Annotated in this window: 19 protein-coding genes; 12 read left to right on the top strand and 7 right to left on the bottom strand. The window is 31.2% G+C overall.

What is annotated here, in order from left to right; translation table 11 throughout:
* Positions 1–6 precede the first annotated feature (6 nt).
* The 12 genes from GRQ01_RS02995 (at position 7) to dnaE (ending at position 12,156) form a co-directional block, all read left to right on the top strand.
* Complete coding sequence (locus GRQ01_RS02995; protein WP_158334354.1) at positions 7–723, top strand: zinc ribbon domain-containing protein; 717 nt, start codon at positions 7–9, stop codon at positions 721–723.
* Positions 720–1,877, top strand: a complete 1,158-nt coding sequence (gene waaA / locus GRQ01_RS03000) for a lipid IV(A) 3-deoxy-D-manno-octulosonic acid transferase (RefSeq protein ID WP_158334355.1) — start codon at positions 720–722, stop codon at positions 1,875–1,877. The genes GRQ01_RS02995 and waaA overlap by 4 nt, the downstream gene beginning before the upstream one ends.
* Positions 1,858–2,610 carry an RluA family pseudouridine synthase gene (locus tag GRQ01_RS03005; RefSeq protein ID WP_158334356.1) on the top strand — a complete coding sequence of 251 codons (753 nt, stop codon included), beginning with the start codon at positions 1,858–1,860 and terminating at the stop codon, positions 2,608–2,610. Before waaA ends, GRQ01_RS03005 begins: the two co-directional genes overlap by 20 nt.
* 69 nt (positions 2,611–2,679) lie before the next feature.
* Entirely contained in the window at positions 2,680–4,017 is a 1,338-nt protein-coding gene (gene ffh, locus GRQ01_RS03010; RefSeq protein WP_203121154.1) for a signal recognition particle protein, read from the top strand.
* Between the two features lie 61 nt (positions 4,018–4,078).
* Positions 4,079–4,306, top strand: coding sequence for a 30S ribosomal protein S16 (gene rpsP, locus GRQ01_RS03015; RefSeq protein WP_158334357.1), 228 nt, complete (start codon positions 4,079–4,081; stop codon positions 4,304–4,306).
* A gap of 2 nt (positions 4,307–4,308) precedes the next feature.
* The gene (locus GRQ01_RS03020; protein WP_158334358.1) at positions 4,309–4,551 is read left to right on the top strand and encodes a KH domain-containing protein; all 243 of its coding nucleotides are present in this window, start codon (positions 4,309–4,311) and stop codon (positions 4,549–4,551) included.
* Positions 4,544–5,083, top strand: coding sequence for a ribosome maturation factor RimM (gene rimM, locus GRQ01_RS03025; RefSeq protein WP_158334359.1), 540 nt, complete (start codon positions 4,544–4,546; stop codon positions 5,081–5,083). The genes GRQ01_RS03020 and rimM overlap by 8 nt, the downstream gene beginning before the upstream one ends.
* Positions 5,080–5,784, top strand: a complete 705-nt coding sequence (trmD, locus tag GRQ01_RS03030) for a tRNA (guanosine(37)-N1)-methyltransferase TrmD (protein WP_158334360.1) — start codon at positions 5,080–5,082, stop codon at positions 5,782–5,784. Before rimM ends, trmD begins: the two co-directional genes overlap by 4 nt.
* 9 nt (positions 5,785–5,793) lie before the next feature.
* Positions 5,794–6,150 (top strand): 50S ribosomal protein L19, encoded by a 357-nt coding sequence (gene rplS / locus GRQ01_RS03035; protein WP_158334361.1) that lies wholly within the window; start codon positions 5,794–5,796, stop codon positions 6,148–6,150.
* A 503-nt stretch (positions 6,151–6,653) separates the two neighbouring features.
* The gene (locus GRQ01_RS03040; RefSeq protein ID WP_158334362.1) at positions 6,654–7,997 is read left to right on the top strand and encodes a class II 3-deoxy-7-phosphoheptulonate synthase; all 1,344 of its coding nucleotides are present in this window, start codon (positions 6,654–6,656) and stop codon (positions 7,995–7,997) included.
* Positions 7,994–8,326 carry an ArsC/Spx/MgsR family protein gene (locus GRQ01_RS03045; RefSeq protein ID WP_158334363.1) on the top strand — a complete coding sequence of 111 codons (333 nt, stop codon included), beginning with the start codon at positions 7,994–7,996 and terminating at the stop codon, positions 8,324–8,326. The genes GRQ01_RS03040 and GRQ01_RS03045 overlap by 4 nt, the downstream gene beginning before the upstream one ends.
* Positions 8,327–8,553: 227 nt before the next feature.
* A complete protein-coding gene (dnaE, locus tag GRQ01_RS03050; protein WP_158334364.1) occupies positions 8,554–12,156 on the top strand; it encodes a DNA polymerase III subunit alpha in 3,603 nt (1,200 codons plus the stop codon).
* 11 nt (positions 12,157–12,167) lie between these two features.
* Here dnaE and GRQ01_RS03055 read toward each other — a convergent pair whose 3' ends face one another.
* From GRQ01_RS03055 to corA, 7 genes are all read right to left on the bottom strand, one after another.
* On the bottom strand, positions 12,168–12,800 hold the full coding sequence (locus GRQ01_RS03055; protein WP_158334365.1) for a YggS family pyridoxal phosphate-dependent enzyme: 633 nt from the start codon (positions 12,798–12,800) through the stop codon (positions 12,168–12,170).
* A gap of 20 nt (positions 12,801–12,820) precedes the next feature.
* Positions 12,821–13,558 (bottom strand): flagellin N-terminal helical domain-containing protein, encoded by a 738-nt coding sequence (locus GRQ01_RS03060; RefSeq protein ID WP_203121157.1) that lies wholly within the window; start codon positions 13,556–13,558, stop codon positions 12,821–12,823.
* A 9-nt stretch (positions 13,559–13,567) separates the two neighbouring features.
* Positions 13,568–14,053 (bottom strand): DUF4149 domain-containing protein, encoded by a 486-nt coding sequence (locus GRQ01_RS03065; protein ID WP_158334366.1) that lies wholly within the window; start codon positions 14,051–14,053, stop codon positions 13,568–13,570.
* 15 nt (positions 14,054–14,068) lie between these two features.
* Entirely contained in the window at positions 14,069–14,878 is an 810-nt protein-coding gene (locus GRQ01_RS03070) for a HemK/PrmC family methyltransferase (protein WP_158334367.1), read from the bottom strand.
* Complete coding sequence (locus GRQ01_RS03075) at positions 14,875–16,062, bottom strand: M48 family metallopeptidase (protein WP_158334368.1); 1,188 nt, start codon at positions 16,060–16,062, stop codon at positions 14,875–14,877. The genes GRQ01_RS03070 and GRQ01_RS03075 overlap by 4 nt, the downstream gene beginning before the upstream one ends.
* 136 nt (positions 16,063–16,198) lie before the next feature.
* Complete coding sequence (gene mog / locus GRQ01_RS03080; RefSeq protein ID WP_158334369.1) at positions 16,199–16,747, bottom strand: molybdopterin adenylyltransferase; 549 nt, start codon at positions 16,745–16,747, stop codon at positions 16,199–16,201.
* Positions 16,747–17,730 carry a magnesium/cobalt transporter CorA gene (gene corA / locus GRQ01_RS03085; protein ID WP_158334370.1) on the bottom strand — a complete coding sequence of 328 codons (984 nt, stop codon included), beginning with the start codon at positions 17,728–17,730 and terminating at the stop codon, positions 16,747–16,749. Before corA ends, mog begins: the two co-directional genes overlap by 1 nt.
* Positions 17,731–18,254 lie beyond the last annotated feature (524 nt).

Consider the following 18,254-nt stretch of genomic DNA (forward strand, 5'->3'; position numbering starts at 1 on the left):
AAATCAATGAATAAATATCTCGAACAATTAGTGCTTTTGTCAAAAATAGACCAAGAAATTGATAGCTATGAACCTAAAATAGATAGTATTCATAAGACTTTAAAAGATGCTGAGCTAAAAATAGAGAAAATCAATGTAGATCTTGAAAAAATTGATGATGAAATTAAAGATCTTCAAAATCAAAAAATTCAAAATAATGGCCATATTGGTGAATTTTTAGCAAAAATTAAAGAACTTTCTAAAAAAAGCGCTATGGTCAAAACAGAAAAAGAAGCAAATGCTTTAAAGATCGAAGAAGATATTGCTAAAGAGCAATTAGATGCTGCAAATGACGAGATTGTAAGATTAGATAAAATTTTAGATAATAAAACGATTTATAAAAAAGAACTTCAAGAAGAAAAAATCAAGCAAGAACAAAGCATAAACGAGATTAGATCTAGCATTAAAGCTGAAATGGAAGTTTTAGAAAAAGAAAGAATGAGTGTATATGATAAGAAAACTAAACTTATTGGTGAGATGAATCAAAAAGTTTTAAGTTTTTATGAGAAAATTCGCAAATGGGCTAAAAATACGGCTATAGTTCCAGTGAAAAAACAAGCATGTTATGGATGTTTTATGAAAATTTATGATAAGACTTATTTATCTGTTATCAAAGATGAAGAAATCGTTACATGTCCGCATTGTGGGAGGATTCTTTATAAAATCCAAGAAGAACAAAGTTGATCTTTTTTTATTATATTTTAACTTGGGCAGTATTTTTATCGTGTGCTGTCTTTGTTTTTTTATTTTCTTTTTTAAAACCTAAGTATAAAATCAGTCTAAAGTCTCGTTTTTTCCTTTATAAAAATCACCATCAAGAAAAAGCCCATGTGCATTTTCACGCTTGTTCTTATGGAGAGGTTAAAAGCATCAAAGAATTGGCTTTGCAATTTGACTCAAGAATCACCACTATCACTCAAACAGGTTTTCAATGTGCGAAAGAATTTTGTTCTAAGGTAAATTATCTTGCTTTTGAAAATTTTTTACCCTTTTGGTTTAAACCTTGCAAGGTTTTGGTGATTTTTGAAGCAGAATATTGGCTGATGCTTGTTTTTATGGCGAAATTTTATCAGGCAAAAGTGATTTTACTTAATGCAAGAATATCGGATAAATCTTATCAATCTTATAAAAGATTTTCTTTTTTTTACAAAAAAATTTTTTCTTATATTGATGAAGTTTTTGCTCAAAGTGATTTAGACAAAACCCGACTTGAAAGCTTAGGTGCTAAAAAGGTTAGGATCTTTAAAAATATTAAGGCAAATGTAGATATTAAAAACAATAAAAATTATTTTAAACCTAAAGAAAAATTGATTATTTTTGCAAGCACGCATCAAAGCGAAGAAGCACTGTTGCTTGACAATTTTAAACTAGAAAAAGATGAAAAACTTATAATTGCTCCACGTCATCCTGAACGCTTTAAAGAGCTTGAAAATTTGCTTTTAAACAGGGGTTTGGATTTTGAAAAATTCAGTTCTTTAAAAGATGAAAATAAAATTTTTTCTAAATCTATTTTACTTTTAGATGCTTTAGGAGAACTTGTCAATTTTTATGCTATTTCTGATGTGGTAGTGCTTGGAGGATCTTTTATAAAGGGTATAGGCGGGCATAATCCTATTGAAGCAGCATGTTTTAATAATACCTTAATTACTGGTAAATTTATCCACAATCAAAAGGCTTTGTTTGAAGAAGTGCAAAATGTGTATTTTTGTGAAGATATAAAAAAATTAAATGATCAAATCCATCATTTAAACCTAAAAGCTAAAATTTTTAAAAAAGAAAATTTAAAACCCATATTAAACACTATACAAGAAGGAATAGATGCAAGAAAAAGCTTATAAACTTTTAGCCTTACAAGAAAAAATTTCAAACCGCGAAGCTAAGGATTTGATTGATAGAGGTTGTGTTTTTTCACAGGGAAAAAAAATTATTCTTGCTAGGACTTTAATGAGTGATAAAGCAAGATTTAATATAATAAAAACAAAAAATCCTCAAATCATTTTCGAAGATGAAAAAATCATAGCTATTAATAAGCCTTATGCTTATGTGAGTGAAGATTTGCAAAGACAATTTAACGCAAAACTTTTAAACCGTTTAGATAAAGAAACTAGTGGAGTGATTTTGCTTTCTAAAAATGAGGATTTTAGAGAACTTTGCATAGAAGAATTTAAAAAACATAAAGTTTATAAAAGTTATATCGCAGTTTTAAATGGGGTTTTGGCTGAAGAAATTGAAGTTAATGAGCCTATTTTTACTATAAAAACTAAAGCAGGCGCCTTAAGTAAAATTTCTAAAGAAGGTTTAAGCGCATCAAGTTTAATCACACCTATAATGGTGCAAGGAAAAAAAACTCTAGCAAAAATTGTAATCAAAACAGGTAGGACTCATCAAATTAGAGTGCATACAAATTTTATAAAACATGGTGTCATAGGCGATGAAAAATATGCAAAAATTCCAAATGATAGAATGTATTTGCACAGTTATGAGCTTAAAATTTTTGATTATAATTTTAGAGCGAATTTAGACAGTGATTTTGAAAAATTTGGCTTTGAAATAAAAAATTTGGATTTTTAAAGCCATTTAAGCAAAAATTTTGTATAATTTGAAGCTTAATTTAGGAATTTTTATAGAAAGGTTATTAAAGTGTTTGAACTAATTAGCGAGTCTTTTAAATCAGCGATCAATAAAATTCGTTTTATTGATGATGCAAAAGCACTCAAAAATGCTTTAGAAACCTTAAAAAAGGCTTTATTAAAAGCAGATGTTCATCATAAAGTTACTAAAGAGCTTTTAGTTTTAATAGAAGAAGATCTTAAGCAAAATGGTATAGGACAAAAGCAGTTTTTAAATGCTATTAAAACGCATTTAGAAGATATTTTAAATATTAAGGGCAAGAATCAAGGCTTTGTTTTTGCTTCTAAGCCTCCTACAGTGGTCTTAATGGTAGGTTTGCAAGGTGGCGGTAAAACAACAAGTACTATTAAGCTTGCAAATTATCTTAAATTACGTAATAAAAAAGTCTTAGTTGCAGCCTGCGATTTGCAGCGTTTAGCAGCTGTAGAGCAGCTTAGACAACTTTGTCAAGCAAATGAAATTGAACTTTTTTTCAAAGAAAATGAAAGCGATCCTTTAAAACTTGCTGAGCAAGCTTTAATTAAGGCTAAATCTTCTATGGCAGATGTTTTACTTGTAGATACAGCAGGACGTTTGGCTATAGATGATGTTTTAATGAAGGAGTTAAAAGCCATCAAAGATCTTTTAAATCCTGATGAAATTTTTTATGTTGCAGATGCCATGAGTGGGCAAGATGGTGTCAAAACTGCTATAAGTTTTAATGAGTCTTTAGGCATTAGTGGAGTGATTTTATCTAAATTTGATGCAGATACTAAAGGTGGTATAGCTTTAGGTATAGCAAGACAAGTGGGTATTCCTTTAAGATTTATTGGTGTGGGTGAAAAGGTAGCGGATTTAGAAGTTTTTATACCTGATCGTATTGTGAGTCGTATCATGGGTGAAGGGGATTTGGCTACTTTGGCTGAAAAAACTGCTGCAGTAATCGACGAAAAAGAAGCTAAAAAACTGAATCAAAAAATTAAAAAAGGCGAGTTTAATTTCAATGATTTTCTCAATCAAATGGAAAGTATTAAGAAATTAGGCAGTATGAAATCCTTAATCGGTATGATACCAGGGCTTAATACCATGGCAAGTTCTTTAAAAGATATAGATTTGGATAATTCTAAAGAAATCGTGCATATTAAAGCTATGATTTCTTCAATGACCCCTAAAGAAAGAGAACATCCTGATTTATTAAACAATGCAAGAAAACGTCGTATTGCACAAGGTGCAGGACTTTCACAAATGGAAGTGAATCGTTTTTTAAAACAATTTGCCAATGCTGCAAAACTTGCAAAAAGATTTTCAGGAAAGCAAGGGATGCAGAATTTAACCCAAATGATGACTCAAGCTAGAAAACAGTTTTAAAACTTTATTTATGCATATTTTTAATATCCATAAATAAACTTTTATTTTTTAAGGAGAGTAAATGACAGTTATTAGACTTACAAGAATGGGTAGAACAAAAAGACCTTTTTATCGTATAGTGGTTACAGATAGTAGAAAACGCCGTGATGGAGGGTGGATAGAAAGCATTGGGTATTACAATCCTATGGTAGAACCAGAAGTGGTTAAAGTGGATTTAGAGCGTTTGGCTTATTGGAAAAGTGTTGGTGCTAAGCTTAGTGATAAAGTTGCTTCTATCACTAGTAAATAATTATGGTTGAAAATTTTCTTAAAGAATATGCAAAATTAATTGCAGATTATCCTGAGCAAATTGATATCCAAAAAATAGAATTAGGTGAAAATTTCTTTGAAATCATTCTTTTTGCACATAAGGTAGACACAGGAAAACTTATCGGTAAAAATGGAAAAATGATTAATGCTATAAAAACTGTGCTTTCTGCTTATAAAAGCAAGGATGCGAGTTCTTATAGGGTAACGGTAAAAGCACTTGAGTGAAAAAGATTTTGTTCAAGTTGCTAAACTTGGTAAGACTGTCGGTCTTAAAGGTTATATAAAATTACATAATCTTAGTGATTTTCCTTTACAGTTTAAAAAAGATGCTTCTTTTTTTCTTGAAAACGGCAAACAAATTCTTAAAATCAAGCATTATAATCAAGCTAATTCTACTGTCTTATTTCAAGATTACGAAGAGTTAGAAAAATCCAAAATTTTAACTAATTGCATTCTTTTTCAAAGCATCGAACAAAGCAGGCAAACTTGCAAATTAAAAAAAGATGAATTTTTTTATTTTGATATTTTAGAATGTGAAGTTTTTGATGAAAATACAAGACTAGGAAAAGTAGTTGATATTTTAGAAACAGGTGCTTCTTATTTATTTCAAATCCAAAGTGATGAAAAATGGATAGCAAAAAAATATCCTAAAACTTTTTTTATTCCTTATCTAGATAAATTTGTTAAAAGTATAGATATACAAAAACGCGAAATTCTATGTACTAAAGATGCTTTTTTGATTTTAGAAAACTCATGAAATTTGGCTTTGTTTCTTTATTTCCGCATTTAATGGAGTTTTATTTTCAAGATTCTATATTAGCAAGAGCACAAAAAAAAGGACTGTTTCAAACTTATTTTATCAATCCAAGAGATTTTTCTAAAGATCTTTATCATAAGGTTGATGATTATAAAATAGGTGGCGGAGCAGGGCTTTTAATGCAAATTGAGCCCTTGTATGAAGCTTTAAAGTATATTAAAATGAAAGAAAAGCATACGCATTTTATATTTTTAAATCCTAGTGGCAAGACTTTCAATCAAAAAGACGCTAAGCGTTTGAGTAAAAAAGAAAATATAGTATTTGTATGCGGACGTTATGAGGGCATAGATGAGAGAGTGCTTGAAATATATGCTAATGAGGTTTTAAGCATAGGAGATTTTATTTTAACAGGAGGAGAATTGCCTGCACTTAGCATGTGTGATGCTATCTTAAGAAATGTTCCAGGAGTTTTAGGAAATCTACAAAGCTTAGAAGAAGAAAGCTTTGAAAATACTTTGCTTGAAGCACCTTCTTTTGCAAAACCCTTTGTTTTTGAAAAAGAAAATGAAAAATTTTCCACTCCTTCAGAGTTTTTAAAGGGTAATCACGCTAAAATTGCAAGTTTAAAAACTACTTTGGCGTCTTGCAAAACGAAATTTTTTCGTCCTGATTTATTTTTAGAGCATGAACGCAAAAAATAAGGAATTTCTATGAAAAACAAATATATAGAGCAATTTGAAGCAAAGCAAATCAATGACAAAAATATTCCAGATTTTCGTGCTGGAGATACTTTAAAGCTTGCAATTCGTATCAAAGAAGGTGATAAAACAAGAATTCAAAATTTCGAAGGTATTTGTATTGCTAGAAGAGGTAATGGAGTAAGCGAAACTTTTATCGTACGTAAAATGGGTGCTAATAATATCGGTGTTGAGAGAATTTTCCCAATTTATAGTGAAAGTTTAGAGAGCATTACTGTTTTACGTCGTGGTCGTGTACGTCGTGCAAGATTATTTTACCTAAGAGACAGACGCGGTAAAGCAGCACGTATTAAAGAACTTAAAAAATAAAATATATTCTTTCACTTAATTTAAAGAGATAATTATAATTAACCCATAATTTTTATTATTTGATTATAATTATTAATTATAATCTTGTATAATGTTTTTCAAAATATTATACAAGGAAAAAAATGTTTTTTATTAAAAAAAATTTATTATTAATGCATATAAGAATGTTTTTAAGTGCTATTAAATATCTTTATATGGATATTTTTGATATTTATGTTAAAAGATTTATATCTCAAGCACTTTGCTTTTATAAAAACCAACAAAATAAAAAAATAAGTCAAAAATTTATTGAAAAAAATACAATAATAAAAAATTTTTCTTCATATGAGAAAAAGACTTTTTTAATGTTTGATAAGCTTAAATTCTTTATTAAAACTTGTTTTGCTTTTTTTTCTAGATTAAATTCGCAAATTTTTAAAGGTCGAAAATATGATATTATTTTGACATTTTTTGTATTTTTTAATCATTTAGCTTACAAAAATCATTTGATAAAAGGATAGATGATGGCATGGACTAAAGATTCTTGGAGAAATTATCCTATAAAACAGCAGCCTGTTTACCCTAATCAAGAAGAATTAAACAAGGTTTTAGCTAGACTTGAGAAACTTCCCCCTCTTGTTTTTGCCGGAGAAGTAAGAAATTTAAAGCAAGCTTTAGCTAAAGTTTCTCGCAAAGAAGCTTTTTTGCTTCAAGGGGGCGATTGTGCTGAAAGTTTTGAAAATTTTGGTGCTATTAATATACGCGATATGTTTAAAATCCTCCTTCAAATGGCTATAGTTCTTACTTTTGCTAGTGGATGTCCTGTGGTTAAAATCGGTCGTATTGCAGGACAATTTGCTAAACCAAGAAGCAGTGATTTTGAAGAACTAAATGGAGTAAAACTTCCTAGCTATCGTGGAGATATTATTAATGGTTTTGACTTTAATGAACAAGCACGCATCCCTGATCCTCATAGGATGCTTGAAGCCTACTATCAAAGCGCTACAACTTTGAATTTATTGCAAGGTTTTGCTAGAGGTGGATTAGCAGATTTGCATGAGGTGCATCGTTGGAATTTAGGCTTTTTGAAGAAAAATGAACTGCACAAACAATACGCTGATATTAGTGAAAAGATCTCTCAAGCTTTAGCTTTTATGGAGGCTTGTGGGATTAATACTGATAATACTCCTAGTTTAAGAGAAGTTAGTGTTTATACCTCTCATGAGGCTTTGCTTTTGCCTTATGAACAGGCTTTAACAAGGGTGGATAGTTTAAGCGGTGAGATTTATGATTGTTCTGCTCACATGCTTTGGATAGGTGAGAGAACCAGATCACTTGATGAAGCCCATGTGCATTTTTTAAGTGGTGTGAAAAATCCTTTAGGGGTTAAAATAGGTCCTAATGCTAAAGCAGAAGAAGTTATAGCTTTAGCTCATGCTTTAAATCCAAACAACGAAGAAGGAAGATTAAACATCATTATCCGTATGGGAAGTCAAAATATCGCTAAAAATTTAGCACCTATTTTTTCTAAGCTTAAAAGTGAGGGTTTAAATCTAATTTATAGCATTGATCCTATGCATGGCAATACCGTAAAAGCAGGGAATTTTAAAACACGTGAATTTGATAATATCATGCAAGAGGTGAGGACTTTTTTTGAAGTTGCTAAAAGTGAAGGCGTTTATGCAGGTGGTGTTCACCTTGAAATGACAGGGCAAGACGTCACTGAATGCACAGGAGGTGCAAGCAATGTCACCCCACAAAGTTTACAGCAGCGCTATGAAACTCAGTGCGATCCAAGATTAAATGCTGATCAGGCTTTAGAATTGGCATTTTTAATTGCTGATTTAGTGAAAAAGGCCAGAAAATGAAACTATATGGGATAAAAAATTGCAATTCTGTGAAAAAAGCTATGGATGCTTTAAATGAGAAAAATCTAGCATTTGATTTTTTAGATATTAAAAAAATCGATAAAGCGATTTTATCTGCATGGCTTGAGAAAAGATCTTTTCAAGATTTGATCAATACCGCAGGTTTAACAGCTAAAAAGCTTAAATTAAATAAAGAAAAAATTCAAGCTTTAAGCCATGACGAACTTGAGAAATTAGTATTACAAAACCCCTCTTGTATTAAGCGTCCTATTATCAATCATGAAGGAAAAATTTATATTGGTAAAGAATATAGCATGATTTTACAATAGAGTGTTTATAACACTCTATTATGTCTGATATGATTAAGAAAAGCTTTGATTTATATTTGAAAACTTTCTTAACAAAATAATTTTTTAATCTTATTTGGTGTTTTAGTTTGCAATTTATTGTGAGTAAAATTTTCCATTGTTAAGAAATTCAGTCAAGTTTTAGGGCTTATTTCTTTCAAATTCAGCGATAAAAATTTATAATTTTTGGAAAAATATTAAGGAAAAAAATGAGTCAGTTTACACATTTACATTTGCATACAGAATATTCTTTGCTTGATGGAGCAAATAAGATTAAAGAATTAGCATTAACTTTAAAAGAACAAGGCGCCACAAGTGTAGCCATGACAGATCATGGCAATATGTTTGGAGCTATTGATTTTTATCAAACCATGAAAGCACAAGGTTTAAAGCCCATCATCGGGCTAGAAGCGTATTTGCATAATCAAGATGAGTTAGATGATAGAAGTTCACGCCAGCGTTTTCATTTATGTTTATATGCTAAAAATGAAATAGGTTATCAAAATTTAATGTATTTGAGTTCTCAAAGTTATATTAAAGGCTTATATTATTATCCGCGTATTAATAAAAAGCTTTTACAAGAGTATAGTGAAGGTTTGATTTGTTCTTCAGCATGTTTACAAGGTGAGATAAATTGGCATTTAAATACTCACAATGAGAGGAATTTACGCTTTGGTGCAAAGGGCTATGAAGCAGCAAAAGAAGCGGCTTTATGGTATAAAGATATTTTCGGTGAGGATTTTTATTTAGAAATCATGCGTCATGGTATCAATGATCAAAGAATGATAGATGATGATATTATAAGACTTTCTAAAGAATTAAATATCAAAATAATTGCTACAAATGATACCCATTATACCTTTAAAGAAAGAGCGGCTGCACATGAAGTTTTTATGTGTATAGCTATGGGTAAAAAGCTTAATGATCCAGATAGAATACGCCATAGTGTGCATGAGTTTTATGTCAAAAGTCCTGAGCAAATGAGTGAAATTTTTGCTGATATTCCAGAAGCTATAGAAAATACACAAGAAATAGCCAATAAATGCAATTTAGAATTAGATCTAGGCAACCCAACCCCACCTAATTTCAAATTCACAAGAGAATATGCTAAAAAATACAATATCTCTTTACCTGAAGAAAACAAAGATTTTAGCTTTGATAATGATAACACTGTCTTTGAAGAGCTTTGCAAAATGGGGCTTGAAGAAAGGTTAAAATTTATCGATGCAAGCAAGCATGAAGAATACAGACAAAGACTTAATATAGAAATTGACATCATTAAAAACATGAAATTTTCAGGCTATATGCTTATAGTTCACGATTTTATTAAGGTGGCTAAAGACAGAGGTATCCCTGTAGGTCCTGGAAGGGGATCGGCTGCGGGAAGTTTGGTTTCTTATTGTTTGAGAATCACAGATTTAGATCCTATTCCTTATAGTTTGCTTTTTGAACGTTTTTTAAACCCTGAGCGTATAAGCATGCCTGATATTGATGTGGATTTTTGCCAAGACAGACGTGCTGAAGTGATTGATTATGTGATTGATAAATACGGATCGGATAAGGTTGCACAGGTAATTACCTTTGGTAAGCTTTTAGCCAAGGGTGTTATCCGTGATGTGGCCAGGGTTTGTGATATGAGTATACAGGATGCTGATGAGCTTGCCAAGCTTGTTCCAGAAGAGCTTAAAATCACTCTTGATGCTGCTTATGAAAAAGAGCCAAAAATCAAAGAATTTATCAATCGTCATCCTAAAGGTCCTGAAGTTTGGGAGTACGCAAAAGCCCTAGAGGGTTTAAATCGCAATGCAGGTATGCATGCAGCAGGTGTGGTGATTTCTAATGAAAGTTTATGGAAAAAAACCCCGCTTTTTAGACAGAGTAAAAATGATGAAAGGCATCTAGTTACTCAATATTCTAAGGATCATTTAGAAGATGTGGATTTGATAAAATTTGATTTCTTAGGTCTTAAAACTTTAACTGTGATCAATAATGCCATGAAACTTATTAAAAAGCGTTATGATAAAGATATTATTTGGGAGGCTATTGATGTTAATGATAGTAAAGTGTATAAAACCATACAAAGTGGAAATACTCTAGGAATTTTCCAAATAGAATCTGAAGGCATGCAAAGCTTAAATGCACGCTTAAAACCTGAGCGTTTTGAAGATATTATCGCTGTTCTTGCACTTTATCGTCCAGGTCCTATGGAATCAGGAATGCTTGATGATTTTATCGATAGAAAGCATGGGATAAAAAGCATACAATATCCTTTTGAAATTTTAAAGAAAGTTTTAGAACCAACCTATGGAGTCATCGTTTATCAAGAACAAGTTATGCAAATTGTTCAAATCATAGGCGGCTTTTCTTTAGGAGGTGCTGATGTGGTGCGTCGTGCCATGGGTAAAAAAGACCCTGAAAAAATGAAAAAATTAAAAGGCGAATTTGCAGATGGTGCACAAAAGCAAGGCTATGATAGAGCCAAGGCAGAGAATTTGTGGGAATTGATTGTTAAATTCTCTGGATATGGTTTTAATAAATCTCACTCAGCTGCTTATGCGCTTATTACTTTTCAAACTGCTTATTTAAAGACTTATTATCCTAGTGAATTTATGGCAGCACTTTTAACAAGTGAGGAGAATAATGTAGATAAAATTGCAGTCTATATTGATGAAATGAAAAAAATGAATATCAAGCTTTTACCCCCTTCTGTTAATAAAGCTATCCGTGAATTTAGCGCCTTAGAGCAGGGTGGCAAAGATGCTATTTTATATGGTCTTGGAGCTATAAAAAGTGTGGGAATTCCCGCAGTTGAGAATTTGCTTGAAGCAAGAGAAGAGGGTGAATTTAAAAATATTAATGATTTTTTAAGTAAAATAGATCCTACTAAAATCAATCGTAGAACCCTAGAAAGCCTTATTAAAGCTGGGGCTTTTGATGAGTTTGGTTTGACTAGGAAAACTTTATTTGATAATATGGAAAATCTTACCGAAGCTTCGCGTAAGATGGCAGAAGTGAGAAAAAATGCTTTAAGTTCTCTCTTTGGGCAAGAGGAATTAACCTCAGGCGTGCAGGTTAATTTTAATGCTAAAAGTGAAGAATTTGAATTGATGGAAAAATTAGCTTATGAAAAAGAAATTTTAGGAATTTATATTTCGGGCCATCCTTTAGACAGATTTTATGAGCAAATCAATGCTATAGCTTATGTAAAAAGCCTAGATTTTGAAAATTTAAAAAATAATGGCGAGATTTTAAGCATAGGTAAAATCGAAGATTTTAAATCCATGATGAGTAAGAGCAACAGACGCTATGGAAGACTTGAAATTTTAGATTATTATTCTTCATTTGAAGTTACTGTTTTTGAAGATAATATTGAAGAAATAGAAAATATTGTTAAAAATGAAGCTTTAAAAAACCAGCCTTATGGGTTTATCCTAGGTTTTAAAACACAAGGTGGAGAAAAGCCAAGCTTATTTTTCAAAGCGATGAAAAATTTACAAGATCTTCAAGATAGTGATATTAAAGCTATTAAAAAATTTAATACCAAAAAAGTCCTTCAAAATAAAGTCCAAAATCAATTTACCTCAGAGCCTAAAGAATTTGAAAAAAATATCATAGAATTAGATCTAACCCGTTTAAATAGGGAATTAATCTATGAAATTCATGAAATTGCTAGAAATGCACACAATCCTAATGAAAAAAACAATAAAAAACTTGTTTTAAAAGTCATCACAGCAGGATCATGCTTGTTATATCATACAGATTTTATTATTTCTGATACTATTAGTGAGCAAATCGCTACTAAATACGTTTAAGTAAGATTTTCTTACTTAAGATTTTTAAATAAAACACTTCCTAATCTTACCATATTAGATCCGCATTTTATAGCCAGTGTGAAATCGCTACTCATACCCATAGAGCAAATTTTAGCCCCATATTTTTGTAATTTCTCATAAATACTAAAAGTCAAATCAAAGCTTTTGGCAATCTCATTTGTATCATTGCTGTGGCTTCCTATACTCATCACACCACAGAGATTTAAGCGAGGGCATTCTTCTTGGATTTTCAAATATTCTTCAATGGCTAATTCAGGATCTAAACCGCTTTTGCTATTTTCTTTAGCACTATTGATTTCTAATAAAGTATCAAGCCTATAATCAAGTCTTTTATCCACAGCCTTAGCTATTTTTATCCCATTGCAAGAATGCCACAATACAGGCTTTTGTTTAAGAAGCAAATTGATTTTATTGCTTTGTAAACTTCCTATAAAATGCCATTGAATATCTGCTTTTTTATTATCAAGAATGCCTTTTTTTTGTGCTAAGGCTTGGACTTGATTTTCTCCAAATTCTTTAATGCCTCTCATATAAATTTTTTCTATGATATTAGCATCGACATATTTACTTGCAGCTACTAAACGTATGTTTTTTGTTTGTTCTAAAATTTCTTCTATACTCATTAAAGCCTTTCTTTGCTATGTTATTGCAATAAAATAGCAATTTTTTTATGAAGATCAAGTTGGTATTGTACCTTAGCAAAAGTACTAGCATTTTCTTTAAGATAATCAAGATTGAAATCTTCAAGTTTTTTTACTATATCGTTGTGAGGCAAATTATTCTCAACAGCCTTTGCTTGGATACTATTTTCTATATTAGTATGGATATTTAATACTATGGCATTTATTCCAGAATCAATTTCAGTTTTTAAGCTATCAATTTCTTGCATGAAATTTTTAATACTGCTAGCATCATCTATATCAAATCCATGAGTATGATGTATACTTTTGTTTTCATGTATTGTTAAAAAATTCATAGTTTCAAATACATTTTTTCCATTAAAATTAGCATGGCTAAAAGAATCATCTATGGCTTCTTGTAAGCGTATGGCCTCTGTTCTTAGCATGTTTTTTTGTAATACGCTTAAGTTTGCATTATCAGCTTTTATAATAAGTTCATCGATCTTTTCTATATTTTTAGAGATTTGTGTGAGGCTTGTATGTGCTATTTGCAAAATACCTATAGCATCATACGCACTTGCAATGCCTTGATCTATAGTATTTGATGGGGTTTTTAAAACATCATTAATGGCTAAATTCGTCTTATCAATAGCATCAATAGCACGAGCAGCTACAATATTCTCAACAGCCTGTTCATTACTCTTGCGCGCATTGTTTGGGTGTGCACTAAGCTGCATCGTGCTTACGCTAGAGACTTTCACATCATTTCCTTAGGATAATTCTTTATCCTTTTCTAGCTTTTTAAAATTGAAAAAATACAAAACAACTTGCAAGATCAAAATGATCTTAATCACTCTTTCGCTTGCATTATGTATACTCACAAATTGTCTATCTTGAGTGATTTTTTCTCCTAAACTTTGAAGTTCTATTATAGTATGAGTGAAATAAAAAACAAACACCAAGCTAAGAATCAAAATAAGTATACTTAGAAGGAGTTTTGAAAATTTGATTTTAAAGCTAAATTTATCTTTCCTAAAAGAATAGCTTTCAAACAAGCAATTCACCACAGACACCCCTATGATCAAATATCCCATTTTGACAAAAATCTGTGTCATGATCAAGCCACTTTGAAAATGGCTTAAAACCCCATTTCCTATCAAATCATGAGGGTAAAAAACTATCGGTGCGACAACTATGCCAAGCACAGCTTCTATTCCTATCATAGCTGCAAGCAAAAATAAATTAATAGCTTTCAACTTTCTCTCCTTTTTTTATAATGTATCCATTGTATTAAAGCACGCTACAAAAGCCCGATTATAGCCTTGTTCGTCTTTAAAAAATTCGGCCTTAAATTGGCATTGTTTTAAAATTTTTTCTAAAATTTCTCTTTGATCATAGCCAAATTCACAGGCTAAAAATGCAGCCTTTCTCTTTACAGCAAAATGGATGATTTCTTCTAAGATTTCATGGCCTTCTTTCCCGCCCCATAGGGCTTCTTTGGGTTCTTGTTCTACCCATAGATCAAGAGGATAGCTTTCTTTGATATAAGGGGGATTAGAAAAAATAAAATCATAATTTTGCGATATTTCTCTAAAATCACAGAGTTTAAAATCAATCAAATGATCAACCTTGTGTAATTTAGCATTTTTTAAAGCAAGCTTTAAAGCCTTAGCATTGATATCACAAGCTGTGATCTTAATCCCAAGTTCTTTAGCCAATACTATACTCAAAACCCCGCTTCCAAAGCCTATTTCTAATATATTATCAAAATTATGTTTTTTGCATAAACGCAAGATCTCAAAGAGTAAAATTTCGCTATCGTAGCGCGGGATCAGCACCCCCTTAGTGATTTCAAACTCCAAACCCCAAAAATCCACTTTTTTGAAAATATACTCAAAAGCCTCTCCTATTTTAAAGCGTTTCACAAGCTTAAAATAGGGTTTAAAATCAAATTCCACATCCTCATTTAAAAAAAGCCAGGCCTTATCTTTTTGCAAATACTCACAGAGTATGAACACAGCTTCATTTTCATGTCCTTTAAGCATAGCCTTAGCTTTTATAAGAGCGTTTTTTATAGTCAAGCAAGGGCCTTAAGTCTATCATGAATGCTAGGATGACTAAGATAAAAAAAGGTATATATCTTGCTTGTTTTGATAAAAGCCTTATTTTCTCTTGCTAAAGCTATCAATGCATTTTTCATATCTTCTTTACTAGTCATTTCCGATCCATATTTATCGGCTGCAAATTCGTTTTTCCTGCTTAAAGCATTAAGCATAGGCCAAAGAAGAAAATGAAAAATATTTCCAAAAATCAGCAAAAGCGCAAACACCCCAGCCTCAACACCTTCTAAGCCACTTTCAAAATACACAAATTCAGGCAAATGCGCAAAAACAAAAAAGAGTAAAAACAAAGCAATCGCACTGTTAAACAAAGCCTTAACAATATCTTTATGAGCAAAATGCCCAAGTTCATGCCCTAAAACCGCTAAAAGTTCTTTTTCGTTTAAAGCCTTCACAAGAGTGTCAAAAAGAACTACCCTTTTGCTTTTAAAAAGTCCGCCAAAATAAGCATTTAAACGCTTGTCTCTTTTGCTTGCATCCATGATGTAAATCCCATCAGCACGAAACCCACATTTTTGCATTAAAGCACTTATCTTGCCTAGCAAATTTTCATCATCAAGTTTTTGCATTTTGTTAAACAAAGGCGCGATAAAGCTAGGATAAATAAGATTGATAATAATCATAATGCTAAAAGCAAGCACAAAAGCCCCAATCCACCACCAACTACCGAAAAAATCATAGCAAAAAAGCAAAGCATACAAAATCACAAAGCCAAAAACCAAAGTCAAAGCAAGGCTTTTAAGATTGTCTTTGATAAAAAGACTCAAAGTCATGTTAGAAAACCCATGATCCTTGTCTTTAACAAAAGTTTCATAAAAATTTAAAGGTAAATTCAAAATACTAGTCAAAATCAAAAAAGCAAGTAAAAATAAAGTATTCTCAAAGCGTGTATTATCATCAATGAGTAATTCTCTTAGGTAAAAAAAGCCAAATCCTATCCATGTAATATTAACAATCAAAGTATAAAAATGCGAAAAAAGCTTAAATTTTTCATTCTCTATAGCGATATTGGCTGCGTTTTTATAGTCTTTTTCGTTGAGTATCTGAGCAGCTTGCTTTTTTTCTTTTTCTAAAAAGCGAATTTGATGGTAAGATATCCACGATAAAATTGCCGTATAAAGGCATAAAATTGCAACTAAAATCATAAAATTTCCTTATTAATAATTTTTACCAATTCTAACTTAGAAATAATGCAACAAAGTTAACAATCCCAACAAACACATCCCATACTCTCATTTTCTTAAGCACCAAGCCAAAGTTTATAAATTACCTCATATCCCCTTAGCAGCTTTTCTTAGGACGGAAAACCTTGATAATTTCATCATTTGCCTTGATATAAGTTCCTCCTATTAAATCTATACAATAAGGTATAGCCGCAAAAATAGGTTCTAAGCATTCTTTTATAGCCTTAGGATTCCCTGGTAAATTTATAATCAAAGATCGTTTACGAATCCCTGCTATCTGTCTTGAAAGTATGGCTGTAGGGACAAATTTCAAGCTTTCTAAGCGCATTAATTCCCCAAAACCTGGCAATATCTTATCACACACAGCTTCTGTAGCTTCAGGGGTGACATCGCGAGGTGCAGGCCCTGTCCCCCCACTAGTGAGTATCAAATCACACCCTTTTTCATCAGCTAGATAGATTAATCTTTCTACTATCAAATCATACTCATCTGCTATGAGTTCTTTATAATACAGCTTTTCGTTTATAATATAAGAATTTAAAACCTTTTCTATTTCGGGCGTGGCTTTATCTTCGTATATTCCTTTACTTGCCCTATCACTTAGGGTTAAAATCCCTATTTTAATCTCATCTTTTCTTTCGCACATCACAGCCAACCTTTCTTTTTGAAAAAAATCACAGGTAAAATAATAGAGACTATCATCACCCCAAGCACTATAGGATAAGCATAGTGAAATTCAAGCTCAGGTATGAACTTAAAGTTCATCCCATAAATCGTCCCTATCAAAGTAGGAGGCATCATAGTCACAGTAGCCACAGTAAAAAGCTTGATGATTTTATTTTGTTCTATATTAACTTGACTAGCAAGTATGGTTTGGATATTGTCTAAAATATTTAGTTCAGAAACGCTAAATTCAACCAAAGAATTTAAATCCTTTAAAACTATAGTCAAATTCTGTTTCACATCTTTATCGATTTTATCACTTTTAAGCAAAGAAGTCATCGCCCTTCGCTTATCAAACAAAGAATCCCTAATGCGCATATTTAATTCTTGTAAGCTTGAAATATCTTTAAGCATAGCGTCATAATTATACTCATCTTTTTTTTCTAGCACGCTAGTTCTTAGGCGTCTTGCTTCCTTGTCTATCCACTCAAGCAAATCAGCATCCTTTTCTACACGCACTTCAAACATCTTATCAATAATATCAAAACCATCTTCAAAATTCTTAGGACTTGCTAGTATCCTAGCTTGAATTTCTTCAAAAGTATGAAATTCGCTATATCTTATGGTAAATAATATATTTTTAGCTGTGACAAAAGTAACGATTTGGGTATAAAGCTTGATAGAATTTTCATTATCTTTGTTTTTGTCAAGATCCTTGATCAAAAAATGAGCATTGATAGTTATACTAAGATTATCTTCCCAGTATTTCGCACTCAGTTCTATTTCTTCCCTTTCTTCTTTGCTAGGAAATTCAAGTTCAAATTTATCCGCTATGAAAGCAATTTCCGCAGAGCTAGGATGAAGCAAATCAATCCACAATATATTTTGTGGTAATTCTTGAGTATCAAGATCAAAGTGAATTTTTTGTACCAAAGCATTTGGGGTTTTGATATAAATATAAAGCATATTTAGTCCTTATTCTAGCTTTGAAATTATAGCTTAGTTTTTTAAAAATACCTTGAATTTTATATGAATTCCACGCCTTAAAATGCATTTTTTTAAACTTAGCTTTTTTCAAAATTCTCACATTTTAACCTCCTTTTAAAACAATATATTTTATCATTACATAATTATTTTTTATATTTTATCTTACTTTAAAGGAACACTTATGAAAGCTTGCAATACTCTCTGGGGGGGGGGTATTTAAAATCTAAATACTCTGATTTAAAAAAACAAATAATTTAAGATCAAAGAATTTAACTTCAAAGAATTTAAAATCAAAAAAACCAAATTCTAAAAAACTAGCCCTATCCTTAGCTACCATATCCTTACTAAGTTCTTGTGCTATGGCACAAATTAGTGGACCACAATATGCTTTTTACTCCTTTAGGAGATTATTACCTCTATGCCCTTTTAGGGGCTTATCCTAATACACAAATTCAAATCTCAGGCGATGGTTCTACTAATGCTATCATACTAGGTAAATATGC

It is taken from the genome of Campylobacter bilis, assembly GCF_016806695.1.
In the GTDB taxonomy this organism is placed as follows: domain Bacteria; phylum Campylobacterota; class Campylobacteria; order Campylobacterales; family Campylobacteraceae; genus Campylobacter_D; species Campylobacter_D bilis.

Coding starts and splice junctions, on each gene's coding strand:
- rplS (WP_158334361.1), top strand. CDS start 5,794: ATGAAAAACAAATATATAGAGCAATTTGAAGCAAAGCAAATCAATGAC.
- GRQ01_RS03045 (WP_158334363.1), top strand. CDS start 7,994: ATGAAACTATATGGGATAAAAAATTGCAATTCTGTGAAAAAAGCTATG.
- trmD (WP_158334360.1), top strand. CDS start 5,080: ATGAAATTTGGCTTTGTTTCTTTATTTCCGCATTTAATGGAGTTTTAT.
- GRQ01_RS03020 (WP_158334358.1), top strand. CDS start 4,309: ATGGTTGAAAATTTTCTTAAAGAATATGCAAAATTAATTGCAGATTAT.
- GRQ01_RS03040 (WP_158334362.1), top strand. CDS start 6,654: ATGGCATGGACTAAAGATTCTTGGAGAAATTATCCTATAAAACAGCAG.
- corA (WP_158334370.1), bottom strand. CDS start 17,730: ATGCTTTATATTTATATCAAAACCCCAAATGCTTTGGTACAAAAAATT.
- GRQ01_RS03075 (WP_158334368.1), bottom strand. CDS start 16,062: ATGATTTTAGTTGCAATTTTATGCCTTTATACGGCAATTTTATCGTGG.
- GRQ01_RS03005 (WP_158334356.1), top strand. CDS start 1,858: ATGCAAGAAAAAGCTTATAAACTTTTAGCCTTACAAGAAAAAATTTCA.
- dnaE (WP_158334364.1), top strand. CDS start 8,554: ATGAGTCAGTTTACACATTTACATTTGCATACAGAATATTCTTTGCTT.
- rpsP (WP_158334357.1), top strand. CDS start 4,079: ATGACAGTTATTAGACTTACAAGAATGGGTAGAACAAAAAGACCTTTT.
- GRQ01_RS03055 (WP_158334365.1), bottom strand. CDS start 12,800: ATGAGTATAGAAGAAATTTTAGAACAAACAAAAAACATACGTTTAGTA.
- mog (WP_158334369.1), bottom strand. CDS start 16,747: ATGTGCGAAAGAAAAGATGAGATTAAAATAGGGATTTTAACCCTAAGT.
- GRQ01_RS02995 (WP_158334354.1), top strand. CDS start 7: ATGAATAAATATCTCGAACAATTAGTGCTTTTGTCAAAAATAGACCAA.